Below are 12,262 nucleotides of genomic sequence, written 5' to 3' on the forward strand. Positions count from 1 at the left end.
ACACAGGTACCCCATGAGTTTTGTTCACCTCCATCTCCATACCCAGTATTCCCTCCTCGATGGCGCGATACGCCTCGGCGATCTGATAAAGAAAGCCAAGGATACCGATATGCCCGCCGTGGCCATCACCGACCACGGGGTGATGTTCGGCGCCATGGAGTTCTACCTCAAGTGCAAGGACAAGGGGGTGAAGCCGATTATCGGCTCCGAGGTCTATATCGCCCCCGGCTCCCGCTTCGTGAAAGAGGTGAAGGGGGGAGAGGCCGGCGCCGGTTACCACTTGCTCCTTCTCTGTGAGAACATGACCGGCTACCGGAACCTGTCGAAGCTGGTCTCCGTCGGGTTCAAGGAGGGCTTTTACTACAAGCCCCGCATCGATAAGGAGGTTTTGGCCCAGTACTCCGAGGGGCTCATCTGTCTCTCCGCCTGCCTGAAGGGTGAGGTGGCCTATCTCTGCGAGCGGGACCGGATGGAGGAGGCGATTGGGGTGGCCCGCTGGTACGCTGACCTCTTTCCCGACCGCTACTACATCGAGCTTCAGGAGAACGGTCTTGCGGAGCAGGACAAGGCCAACAAGGGGCTCCTGGAGGTGGCGCGGGAGGTGGGACTGCCGCTGGTGGCCACCAATGACTGCCACTACCTGAACCGGGAGGATGCCCGCGCCCATGAGGTGCTCCTCTGCATACAGACCGGCAAGACCATGAACGATTCGGCGCGGATGCGCTTTTCCACCGACGAGTTTTACGTGAAAACCCCTGAGGAGATGGCCGCCGCGTTCCACTACGCGCCGGAAGCCGTTTCCAATACCGTGAAGATTGCCGAACGGTGCAACCTCGACTTTGATTTCAAGACCTACTATTTCCCCCAATTCGATCCCCCCGTTGGGCAGACCCTCGATCAGATGCTGGAGGATGCGGCCCGCAAGGGGCTTGAGTTCCGTCTCAAGGAAATCAGGCTCAAAAACCCCGACATGTCCCCGGAGCAGGAGCAGAAGTACTGGGAGCGGTTGCGCATCGAGCTGGACTGCATCACGCAGATGGGGTTCCCCGGCTACTTCCTCATCGTGGCCGACTTCATCAACTGGGCCAAGGACCACGGCATCCCCGTGGGGCCGGGACGGGGCTCGGCGGCCGGCTCCCTGGTTGCCTATTCCATCCGGATCACTGACCTGGATCCGCTCCCCTACAATCTCCTCTTCGAGCGCTTCCTGAACCCGGAACGGATATCCATGCCTGATATCGACGTGGACTTCTGCCAGGACCGCCGCGAGGAGGTTATCCACTACGTCACCGGGAAATACGGCCGCGACCAGGTCTGCCAGATCATCACCTTCGGGACCATGTCTGCCCGGGCCGTCATCCGCGACGTGGGGCGCGCCCTGGACATGACCTACGGCGATGTGGACAAGATCGCCAAGCTGGTGCCGGAGGTGCTCGGCATCAAGCTCAAGGACGCCATTGCCCAGGAGCCCCGCCTGAAGGAGGCGTCCGAGGCCGACTCCCGCGTGAAGGAGTTGCTGGAGATTGGCCTGCGCCTCGAAGGGCTCGCCCGCCACGCCTCCACCCACGCGGCCGGCGTCGTGGTGGCCCCCAAGGTGCTCGAAGAGTTCTGCCCCGTCTACAAGGACCAGAAGACCGGCTCCCTCACCACCCAGTACTCCATGAAGTACGTGGAGAAAATCGGCCTCGTGAAGTTCGACTTTCTGGGGCTCAAGAACCTGACGGTCATCCATAACGCGGTGAAGATCATTCGGGCCGGTAAGGACCCCAACTTCGACATCGCGGCCCTGCGGGACGACGACCGGGCCAGTTACGATCTCATCTCTGCCGGCAACACCACCGGCGTCTTCCAGCTCGAATCCAGCGGCATGAAGGATATGCTGGTAAAGCTGAAGCCTTCCTGCTTCGAGGACGTCATTGCCGCCTGCGCCCTCTACCGGCCGGGCCCCCTCGGCTCGGGGATGGTGGACGACTTCATCGACCGCAAGCACGGCCGCAAGAAGGTGGTCTACGACCTGCCGCAACTGGAGCCGATCCTCAAGGACACCTACGGGGTCATCGTCTACCAGGAGCAGGTCATGCAGATCGCCCGGACCCTGGCGGGCTACTCCCTGGGGGGCGCCGACCTGCTGCGGCGCGCCATGGGTAAGAAGGACCCGGCGGAGATGGCCAAGCAGCGGGACATCTTCCTGGAAGGGGCCAAGAACGGTGGGGTCGATCTCCAGAAGGCGGGAGCCATCTTCGACCTCATGGCAAAGTTCGCCGAATACGGCTTCAACAAGTCCCACTCGGCTGCCTACGCCCTTGTTGCCTACCAGACCGCCTATCTCAAGGCCCACTACCCGGTGGAGTTCCTGGCCGCTCTCCTCACCGAGGATATGGGGAACACCGACAAGGTGGTGAAGACCATTTCCGACTGCCGGGAGATGGGGATCGAGATCCTCCCCCCTGACATCAACGACTCCCATCTCTCCTTCCGTGTTCTGGGAAACTCCATCCGCTTCGGCCTCGGGGCCGTGAAAAACGTGGGAGAGGGGGCCATCGAGGCGATTATCGAGGCGCGGCAAGAGGGAGATTTCAAGGATCTCTTCGACTTCTGCGAGCGGGTCGATCTCCACAAGGTCAACAAGCGGGTGGTGGAATCCCTCGTAAAGTGCGGTGCCTTCGACTCCACCGGCGGCCGCCGCTCCCAGCTCATGTCGGCCCTGGAGGATGCCATGGCCATCGGCCAGAAGATCCAGCAGGAGCGGGAGAGCGCCCAGGTCTCCCTCTTCGGTGTCGAAGAGATCGTCCGGACCAACGGCAACGGCAAGGGGAAGGTGCAGCTCCCCGATATCCCCGAATGGGACGACAAGCTGAAGCTGGGCCTGGAGAAGGAGGCCCTCGGCTTCTTCATCACCGGCCACCCCCTGGGGCGCTACGAGAAGGAAATCAAGCGCTTCGCCAACGTGGATACTGCCACCCTCGACGAGCGCGCCGACAAGAGCGAGGTTAAGCTCTGCGGCATCGTCACCTCCCTCAAGGAGCTGATTACCAAGAAGGGGGACCGGATGGCCTTCGCCACCCTGGAGGACCTGCTCGGTTCCGTGGAGGTGGTGGTCTTCCCCGAGGCTTTTGCCGCCGGGTCCGAGTACCTCAAATCCGACGATCCGCTCCTTATATCGGGCACCATCGACAAGGGGGAGAAGAGCATCAAGATCATGGCCAATGAGGTGATGCTCCTGCGAGACGTGAGCAGCCGGGAAACGAAACGAGTGATCTTTAATCTTGTGGGCGACGGCCTCGACCGGAGCCGCCTGGAGACCCTCAAGGGGATCATGCGCCGCCACCCCGGCAGCTGCAAGACGCTTCTGGCCATCGAGATTCCGGCCCAGTGCCGGGCCACCATCGCCCTTTCCGATTCGTACCAGGTGGCCCCCACCGAGGAACTCTCCCTTGAAGTGAAGAACCTCTTCGGCTATCATGCCGTGTCTTTTGAGTAACCGCCTCGCAGCGTTGACAATACATCAGAAAGAATCGTGCAAAGGAGACGTTAATGGCTTCCCAATATCAACTTGAATTCGAAAAGCCGGTGTTTGAGCTGGAGCAGAAAATCCAGGAGCTGGCCGACATTGCCGGCGACAATGTGGAACTGAAGACCGAGGTGGTCAAGCTGGAGAAGAAAGTGGACAAGATGCGGGAAGTGATCTTCGCCAACCTCTCCCGCTGGCAGATGGTCCAGGTGGCTCGCCACATCGACCGCCCCTTCACCCTCGACTACCTCACCCACATTTTCACCGATTTCGTGGAGCTCCACGGCGACCGCCTCTTCGGCGACGACCACGCCATCGTCGGCGGCATGGCCAAGCTGGACGGCGAGCCGGTCATGGTCATCGGCCACCAGAAGGGGCGCGACACCAAGGAAAAGGTCTACCGCAACTTCGGCATGCCCAACCCCGAGGGGTACCGCAAGGCCCTGCGCCTCATGGAGATGGCCGAGCGGTTCCGGATGCCGATCATCACCTTCGTGGATACCCCCGGCGCATACCCTGGCATCGGAGCCGAGGAGCGGGGCCAGGCTGAGGCCATTGCCCGCAACCTGCGGGAGATGGCGGCGCTGACCGTGCCGATCATCGTGGTCATCACCGGCGAAGGGGGCTCCGGCGGAGCCCTGGCCATTGCCGTGGGAGACCGGGTCCTGATGCTCGAATACTCCATCTACGCCGTCATTTCCCCCGAGGGGTGCGCCGCCATCCTCTGGTCCGACGGCACCAAGGGGGCCCAGGCCGCCGAAGCCCTGAAGCTCACTGCCCCCGACCTCAAGGAGTTGGACGTCATCGACGAGATCGTGAAGGAGCCCCTGGGGGGTGCCCACCGGGACCACGAGACCATGGCCAAGAACCTCCACGAGGCCCTTGCCCGGCACCTGAAGGAGCTGAAGGCACTTTCCGTGGAGCAGCTCGTTGAGGGGCGGTACCAGAAGTTTAGGAAGATGAGCCGCTTCGCAGAGTAGGCACCTCAGGCAGATCGACTGGGCAAAGGCTAGCGGTGAGGGGAGAAAATACTCAGATCCCTCGCCCCTGGCCTTTCGCCTTTTTCAGGAGACATGCATGGAAGAACGGCTGCAGAAAATACTCTCCCAGGCCGGCATCGCCTCCCGCCGGGAGGCTGAACGGATGATCACCGACGGGCGCGTGGCGGTGAACGGCAAGCCGGTCATCGAGCTTGGCGCCAAGGCTGACTCCTCCCGCGACGCTATCACTGTTGACGGCAAGCCGGTCACCGTGGACGAGAAGCGGGTCTACATCCTTCTCAACAAGCCGGTGGGGTATGTGACCACCCTCAAGGACCCCGAGGGACGTCCCATTGTCACCGAGCTCCTGAAGGGACTCGGCGTTCGGGTTTTCCCCGTGGGACGGCTCGACTACAACACGGAGGGGCTCCTTCTCCTCACCAACGACGGGGAATGGGCCAACCGCCTTGCCCATCCCCGCCACGAGGTGGACAAGGAGTATCTCGTCCGGGTGAGGGGGACGGTCGCCCGGGAGCAGATCACCCGCCTGGAGCAGGGGATTGAGTTGGAGGACGGCAAGGCCGCGCCGGCACGGGTTTCGGTGACCAAGCAGAGCGACAACAATACCTGGGTTTCCATCACCATCCACGAGGGGCGCTACCGGCAGGTCCGCCGGATGTGCGAGGCAGTCAGCCTCTCCGTGGTGCGGCTCCGGCGGGTGCGCTACGGCGCCCTCTCCATGGGAGACCTGAAGATCGGCGCGTATCGGCATCTCACGTCCGGAGAAGTGGCTGCGCTGTCGGACGGGAAGATCGGCGCACGCGGTGGGGCGCCGCGGCGCCGGGGGCCTTCTGCTCCGCCACGGAAAGGATAACTGTGTAGCGCCGTCGTAACCAGTGTAACGATTCGCGGACAGGGGTGCACATTTTGTGGGCATTATTACATGGCTGTGACGAAGAGTGCTTCGGCACGCAGGGAGGCCCTGCGGGCGACAAATCAGGCATCCGGAGAGGTTCTGAAAGAAAATTTTATAATTTGATCATTGGCAAGTTCATTGCATAATAGTTGATAAGAGGCTGGCTCTTCGAGATGTTTTCCAGGAAGGGAAGAAGGAGGTTGCCAATGTTTGTGAACTGCTACGATGGGTATGGAATCTGCCTGTTTTCAGTGACGCTCAAGGAAGGCGTCGAGGCCAAGAGGCTCGGAAATCACATCTATAGCCAGCATGACCTTGTGGACCACTGGAGTGTTACCACCTGCCCCGAAGGGGCGGTGGTGAAATATTGACGCGGCCCCTTCTGCCCCATTGAGGGCGGAAGTGGCAGGACACCGGCTTTCTGTAAATGACAGGCTGACCTTCGGCGTGAACGGGGCGTCTGCCGCTAAGACCGATGAAGAGAAAGGGCATCCCAATGGGTGTCCTTTTTTTTGTTAAGGATCGCAGGTCGTGGCGATGGCATGCCGCTTTCGGGGTTCGAATCAGATAGTCCAGGAACGCTCTCCGTTCCGCATAAGTTCCGCTTGAATATTAATGATTACACGATACTGTTTAGTGACGTCATAAGCGGATGAAGAGGGGGGAGCCGTTGAAGGGGGAAGGCAAAAAGTTACGGATAGGTGAAGATACCCGGTCGACGGGCCGGAACAAACAGCACAGCAGCAGGGTAAAGGGGAGCGAAGAGGAAATTTCCTTTCTTGCCGATTTGCTTGAAGGCTCCGATCAGCCCTTTGGTATCGGTTACCCGGACGGAAGAATCGGCCACGTGAACGGCGCTTTCGAGCGGCTTACCGGCTACAGCAGGGAAGAATTGCGGGCCATGAACTGGAACAGCTCTCTCACCCCGCCCGAATGGCTGGACAGGGAACGGGCGATACGGGAGGAGATTTGCCGCACTGGCGAGTCCGTTAGGTATGAGAAGGAATATATCCGGAAAGATGGCGCTCGGATTCCGGTCGAACTTCTCGTCCATGTCAAAAAGGATGAAGCAGGCAGCCCCCTCTATTACTACTCCTTCATAACCGATATAACCGAGCGCAAGAGGCTCGATAATCAAATACAACGTCTTTCCTATTTCCCACAGTTCAACCCGAATCCGATAGTCGAGACCGATTACGCCGGCAGGGTAACTGTCTGTAATCCGGCCACGCACAAGGTTCTTGAGAGCATCGGCGCGGGGGCCGATCCCGGCCTGTTTGTCCCCGCGGATCTGGGCACTATTCTCCATGAGTGGGACGGAAAAAGCGAAGCAAGCACTATCTGCGAGCTTTCCATCGGCACGAGGGTCTTCCGCGAGACCATTTTTTTTACTCCCCAGTTTCCTGTCGTGCGCATCTATGTCCACGATATCACCGATATCAGAAATGCCGAGAAGTCGCTGCGAGAAAACGAGGAACGGCTCCGGCTCTTCATCGAGCACGCTCCCGCAGGACTCGCGATGTTTGATCGCGATATGCGTTACCTGAACGTCAGCCGGCGCTGGCTGACCGACTACAGGCTCGGCGACCGTGATCTGCGCGGATTAAGCCACTACGAGGTTTTCCCGGAGATTCCCGAAGAGTGGAAGGAAGCCCAACGCCGCGGGCTGGCCGGGGAGGAACTACGGGCGGAAGGAGACCGTTTCATGCGGGCCGACGGCTCGCTGCAGTGGATACGGTGGGAGATTCATCCCTGGCACGATTCGTCGGATCAAGTGGCTGGAATTGTTATTTTCTCCGAAGACATCACCGAGAGTAAGAAGGCAGAGGAAAAGATTTTACTGTTAAACCAGCAATTGGAACAGCGGGCAGCCGAGTCGCAGCTTATCCTCGACACCTCGCCCATCGGCCTGGCTATTGCCAACGATCCCCAAGGCGTCATGATTCGGGGGAATCCGGCCCTGGAAAAGTTGCTTGGAGTAACGGCCGGCAGCGAACTTTCCAAAAATGCGTTCAACTCGGCAGGTTATCGGGTTTTCAAGAATGGGGAGGCGATTGCTCCATCGCAATTGCCCATGCAACGGGCTGCCCGCGGTGAACCCGTTTCCGGAGAAACCCTCGACATCGTACGGGAGGATGGGACCGGTCTGAATCTGTACTGTTCCGCAGCAACGCTGCGGGATAATGAAGGAAAGCCATGCGGGGCCGTCGGTGCCTTTATGGATATAACCGAACGCAAGGAGTTGGAGGATGTTGTCATCAAGAGCCAGCTCGACACCTATGCCATCCTTGACAACATCCCCTTTAATGCCTGGCTCAAGGACACGGAAGGTCGCTATGTGAAGGTGAATTGGCAGTTCGCTACATTCTGCGGCTACACATCGCCGAAAGAGGTTGTCGGGAAAACGGACATGGACCTCTGGCCTATGCACATGGCCGAGGCATATTGCGCCGACGATCAGGACGTCATGAGGAGCGGCCAGAGAAAATTAATCGAAGAACAGGTTGTTGAGCATGGAGAGGAGAGGTGGTTTGAAACGTTCAAGGCACCCCGGTTTGACCAGAACGGCACGGTCATCGGCACGACCGGTATTGCCAAAGACATCACCGAAGCCAAGAGGGCCGTGGAAGCTTTGCAGTCTATCCGCAACGAACTGGAGCAGAAGGTTGCGGAGCGAACCTGGGAGCTTGCTACCGCGCTCAATGACTTGCGAAAAGAGAGCTCTGACCGTATCCAGGCTCTGGAGGCGCTCCGCGAACAGGAGCGGCTTCTCATCCATCAGGGGCGTCTCGCGGCCATGGGGGAGATGATCGGCAATATCGCGCATCAGTGGCGGCAGCCGTTGAATACGCTGGGGCTCATCATTCAGGGGCTCTCCATGAGTGAAGAGTTGGGCGAGCTCACGAAAGACCACCTTGATGAAAGAGTTAACCGGGCCATGCAGCTGATTTATCACATGTCCCAGACCATCGACGACTTCAGGAATTTCTTCAGGCCCGACAAGGAAAAAGTCCGGTTTGAAATGAAGCAGGCGATCAATAACGCTCTTTCCCTTATGGGAGATAACTTCAGGAGTCTCGGGATAGAGGTTTCGTGCGACTCCCCACAGGACATGTCTATCGCCGGATATCCCAATGAATTTTCCCAAGCACTCCTCAATATTCTCATGAATGCCCGGGATGTCCTCCAGGAGCGGAAAGTGGAGGCCCCGCGTGTCTTGGTGCGTCTGTTCGCGGAAGATAACCGCGCTGTGGTCACCATTGCGGACAATGGTGGTGGTATTGATAGGGAGATCATTGGAAAGGTATTCGATCCGTACTTCACCTCAAAGGGCCCGAGCAGCGGTACAGGGCTCGGGCTCTTCATCGCGAAGACCATTATCGAAAAGAACATGGGTGGTACGCTCACCGTGCGCAATAGCGGCGAAGGAGCGGAATTCAGGATAGAGGTCTGAAATGGAATTCCAGCAATACCCGGATGTTCGTCTGTCACTTCTTTACGTGGAGGATGAACCCGAGATCAGGGAGCTTCTCAGGAGTGTGTTGGTAAGGAAATTCCCCAATGTGGATATCCAGACTGCAGAAAATGGCATGGCCGGATTGGAGCTGTTCAGGGAACAACGGCCGGATATCATTCTGACCGATATCCGCATGCCGGTCATGGATGGTATCCAGATGACCCGCAGGATACTGGAAGAGGACCCGGCAGTAAGTGTCATCATCATTTCTGCCTGCAGTGAAACGGACTACCTGCTGGAGGCCATCAAGATGGGGATCAACAGGTATGTGCTGAAACCCATTAACCACAAGCTGCTCTTTGAGGCTATCGACGACTGCGCCGCCCGAATCATTCACGGACGTCAGGTCAAGGCGCAGAACGAGTTGATTCGCCGACTGAATGAAGAACTGGAGCAGCGCGTTGCGGATCGCACCGCCGAGCTTGAGGCCTCAAACCGCGAACTCCAGGCTTTCTGCTACTCGGTCGCCCACGACCTGAGCACTCCCCTGCGAGGAATAAACGGCTACAGTAACATCCTCCTTGAAGAGTATTCCGACAAGCTCGATGATGAGGGCAAGAGCTATCTCGAACGGATGGGGGCGGCGGCCGAGAGGATGGGGCAGTTGATCAACGACCTTCTCGAGCTTTCCCGGGTTACGCGCAGAGAATTGCATCGGGAGAAGATTGACCTCAGTCATCTTGCTCACCGTATCGTTATGGATCTGCAACAGCATGATCCAGACCGCCAGGCTGAAGTCATCATTGCCGAAAACATTATGGACGAAGGCGACCCGATTCTCATCCGGCTGGCACTGGAAAATCTCCTTGGCAATGCATGGAAATACACCACCAGGGTTTCCAGTCCCAGAATCGAATTTGGGACATGTATCACCAATGGCGAAACGGTCTATTTTGTCAGCGACAATGGTATCGGTTTCGATATGGCCTACGTCCATAAGCTTTTCATCCCGTTTCAGAGGCTGCATGGTATGGGCGAGTACGGAGGGACCGGCGTCGGCCTGGCTGCGGTGCAACGGATCATCTCACGGCACGGCGGTAGGATTTGGGCCGAGGGCGAACCGGGAAAGGGCGCGACGTTCTATTTCAGCCTCAGACGTCCAGCAGCCGGGGCCCTCGTGGAAAGTTAGCTTGATGCAGCATTTGTGTAAGGAGGGGGAGGGTGATAATCGAGGCAGGAGAACGGACAGAGGTGGGCATTTAGATATATTAAGGCAATGAAAAAAGGGGTTAGCTACCGCAGTTGCTAACCCCTTGATTTTCTGGTGCCGAAGACTGGACTCGAACCAGCACACGGTTGCCCGCACAAGAACCTGAATCTTGCGTGTCTACCAATTCCACCACTTCGGCGCTAGGACTTAAATCTATAGCACCGTCGTTAATCGATTGCAAGGAATTTTTAGGCTGCCGATCGTCGTGGTTATGGGTTTCTGGTGATGGTCACTCTGCTCGACGTGTAGACTGATGGCCTTTGTTGTGGGAAAGCGCTTCGAGGAGTTGTTCAAAGAGGCGCTGGAAGTTGAATGGCTTGCCAAATACCTCACGGATTCCGACGGCGGTTGCCCGTTCTTCGATTCCCGGGTAGAGGTGTCCGGTTCCCATGAATATTATCAGCTCCGGTTGGAGGCGCCTGGCGTGCTGGGCCAGTTCAAATCCATCCATCCCCGGCATGTTCTGGTCGGTGAGAAGGACTCCATAGGACCTTTCTGCAAGCAGTCCGAGGGCATCTTCGCCCCTTTCGGCGCATGTGACGTCTATCCCCTCGGTTTCCAGGGCCAGTTTCATGAAAAAGAGGACATCGCGGTCATCGTCAACGACGAGGATGCGTGTTGGCCGGATAGTGGCAGTCCTGTGCCCTTGAGTCGGGTTCATGGGGATTCCTTGTGGTCGTATGGGGTGGTGTGGCGTGCCGTGTCAATGTGTGACTATTTATCGTATTTGTCAATATTAAAAATGACATATTGTCATATTTTTAATCGCGTTGACACCGGGGGGAGAAAGGGGTATATGAGCTTATTTGCGCGCTGGGTCAAACCTGCGTCGCTCTGGAATTACCGATGCTTGTCGCGTTGCAGAAGGAAACCCTGGGAGTTGCCGTTGAGCTGTGATATCGGGCGAGAACTTAAAAGGTTGAGGAAAGACCGGGAACTGACGCAGAAGGATTTGGCTGCCCGGGTGGATGGCGGTCTCGACTATACCTATATCGGGAAGATCGAGCGGGGGGAGCAACTCCCGTCCCTCAAAATGCTCATGGGGTTGAGCGCCGCGCTCGGAGTGCCTGTCAGTCATTTTTTTCAGGAGGAATCGCCGGCAACGAACTCTCCGCTTCGCATGGCTGACTCCGACGTGAAGTCCATGGAGCTACACAAGGAGTTGCGCCAACTTCATCCTGACGATATCCCCCTGGTGGTTGACATTGTCAGGGTGCTGAACCGCCATCGAAAGGCCGAACGGAAAAGAGCCTATCAACCTGCAACCGAAGCGCTCCCTCTTGCAGCAGAGGATGGTCCGTCCTACAGAAAGTCCTGATCTCCATGACCTCTCCCGCATCTCCATCCGGAATCCGCAACAGGGAGCGCCTCGACAAGCTCCTGGTGGACCGGGGGCTCGTTCAGTCCCGGGAGCGTGCCCGCGCCCTCATCATGGCTGGCCAGGTGGTGGTGAACGACCATCTGGCGGACAAAGCTGGAACCCAGGTGCCCCTGGACGCCGATATCCGCCTCAAGGGGGAGGATATCCCCTTTGTGAGCCGCGGCGGGCTCAAGCTTGCCCGGGCACTTGACGAGTTCGGCCTCGACGTGACGGACATGGTTGCCATCGACGTGGGGGCTTCCACCGGCGGCTTCACCGATTGCCTGCTCCAGCGAGGGGCCCGCAAGGTCTACGCCGTTGACGTGGGGTACGGCCAGCTGGCCTGGAAACTCCGTCAGGACCCGCGCGTGGTGAACCTCGAGAAGACCAACATCCGGTACCTGGAGCCGGACGCACTCCCTGAGGTTCCTGACCTGGCAGTCATCGACGCCTCGTTCATCTCCCTAGACAAGGTGCTCCCCCCGACCCTTCGCCTCATTCGTGACGGCGGCGCCGTTGTCGCGCTCATTAAGCCCCAGTTCGAGGTGGGAAAGGGCGAAGTGGGGAAAGGGGGGGTCGTGCGGGATGAAGGGAAGCACCGGGAGGTGGTTGACAATGTCGTTGCCCTGGCCGAATCCCTCGATCTTCAGGTGGGGGGCATAACCGAATCGCCGATTCTCGGGCCGAAGGGGAACCGGGAATTTCTGATCCATCTGATTAAACGGCACATTTCCCCTAATTCATAACCTCAAACCCATCACATCGATT

9 protein-coding genes and 1 tRNA gene are annotated in these 12,262 nt (G+C 58.4%); 8 read left to right on the plus strand and 2 right to left on the minus strand.

The features are described from left to right. Positions 1-13: 13 nt before the first annotated feature. From dnaE to GMET_RS06135, 6 genes are all read left to right on the plus strand, one after another. Positions 14-3,481, plus strand: a complete 3,468-nt coding sequence (dnaE, locus tag GMET_RS06115; protein WP_004512155.1) for a DNA polymerase III subunit alpha — start codon at positions 14-16, stop codon at positions 3,479-3,481. Between the two features lie 53 nt (positions 3,482-3,534). After that, the gene (locus tag GMET_RS06120) at positions 3,535-4,491 is read left to right on the plus strand and encodes an acetyl-CoA carboxylase carboxyltransferase subunit alpha (RefSeq protein ID WP_004512154.1); all 957 of its coding nucleotides are present in this window, start codon (positions 3,535-3,537) and stop codon (positions 4,489-4,491) included. A 97-nt stretch (positions 4,492-4,588) separates the two neighbouring features. Next, positions 4,589-5,365, plus strand: coding sequence for a pseudouridine synthase (locus GMET_RS06125; RefSeq protein WP_004512153.1), 777 nt, complete (start codon positions 4,589-4,591; stop codon positions 5,363-5,365). A 248-nt stretch (positions 5,366-5,613) separates the two neighbouring features. After that, positions 5,614-5,778, plus strand: coding sequence for a hypothetical protein (locus tag GMET_RS18750; protein WP_004512152.1), 165 nt, complete (start codon positions 5,614-5,616; stop codon positions 5,776-5,778). 281 nt (positions 5,779-6,059) lie between these two features. After that, positions 6,060-8,861, plus strand: a complete 2,802-nt coding sequence (locus GMET_RS06130) for a PAS domain S-box protein (RefSeq protein ID WP_004512151.1) — start codon at positions 6,060-6,062, stop codon at positions 8,859-8,861. A gap of 1 nt (position 8,862) precedes the next feature. Next, entirely contained in the window at positions 8,863-10,053 is a 1,191-nt protein-coding gene (locus GMET_RS06135) for a sensor histidine kinase (RefSeq protein ID WP_004512150.1), read from the plus strand. 133 nt (positions 10,054-10,186) lie between these two features. Here the strand turns inward: GMET_RS06135 and GMET_RS06140 are convergent. After that, a tRNA-Leu gene (locus GMET_RS06140) sits at positions 10,187-10,273 on the minus strand. A gap of 90 nt (positions 10,274-10,363) precedes the next feature. After that, the gene (locus GMET_RS06145; protein ID WP_004512149.1) at positions 10,364-10,795 is read right to left on the minus strand and encodes a response regulator; all 432 of its coding nucleotides are present in this window, start codon (positions 10,793-10,795) and stop codon (positions 10,364-10,366) included. A gap of 225 nt (positions 10,796-11,020) precedes the next feature. On the opposite strand from GMET_RS06145, the gene GMET_RS06150 reads away from it, so the two are divergent. Both GMET_RS06150 and GMET_RS06155 read left to right on the plus strand, forming a co-directional pair. Further along, entirely contained in the window at positions 11,021-11,452 is a 432-nt protein-coding gene (locus GMET_RS06150; protein WP_004512148.1) for a helix-turn-helix domain-containing protein, read from the plus strand. A 5-nt stretch (positions 11,453-11,457) separates the two neighbouring features. Next, positions 11,458-12,240 (plus strand): TlyA family RNA methyltransferase, encoded by a 783-nt coding sequence (locus GMET_RS06155; RefSeq protein WP_004512147.1) that lies wholly within the window; start codon positions 11,458-11,460, stop codon positions 12,238-12,240. The last annotated feature ends 22 nt before the right edge of the window (positions 12,241-12,262 follow it).

The sequence above is a fragment of the Geobacter metallireducens GS-15 genome (genome assembly GCF_000012925.1).
In the GTDB taxonomy this organism is placed as follows: Bacteria; Desulfobacterota; Desulfuromonadia; order Geobacterales; family Geobacteraceae; genus Geobacter; species Geobacter metallireducens.

What these genes read in the sequence shown, in the direction of transcription:
- dnaE (WP_004512155.1), top strand. Translation starts at nt 14, where the DNA reads ATGAGTTTTGTTCACCTCCATCTCCATACCCAGTATTCCCTCCTCGAT.
- GMET_RS06120 (WP_004512154.1), top strand. Translation starts at nt 3,535, where the DNA reads ATGGCTTCCCAATATCAACTTGAATTCGAAAAGCCGGTGTTTGAGCTG.
- GMET_RS06125 (WP_004512153.1), top strand. Translation starts at nt 4,589, where the DNA reads ATGGAAGAACGGCTGCAGAAAATACTCTCCCAGGCCGGCATCGCCTCC.
- GMET_RS18750 (WP_004512152.1), top strand. Translation starts at nt 5,614, where the DNA reads ATGTTTGTGAACTGCTACGATGGGTATGGAATCTGCCTGTTTTCAGTG.
- GMET_RS06130 (WP_004512151.1), top strand. Translation starts at nt 6,060, where the DNA reads ATGAAGAGGGGGGAGCCGTTGAAGGGGGAAGGCAAAAAGTTACGGATA.
- GMET_RS06135 (WP_004512150.1), top strand. Translation starts at nt 8,863, where the DNA reads ATGGAATTCCAGCAATACCCGGATGTTCGTCTGTCACTTCTTTACGTG.
- GMET_RS06145 (WP_004512149.1), bottom strand. Translation starts at nt 10,795, where the DNA reads ATGAACCCGACTCAAGGGCACAGGACTGCCACTATCCGGCCAACACGC.
- GMET_RS06155 (WP_004512147.1), top strand. Translation starts at nt 11,458, where the DNA reads ATGACCTCTCCCGCATCTCCATCCGGAATCCGCAACAGGGAGCGCCTC.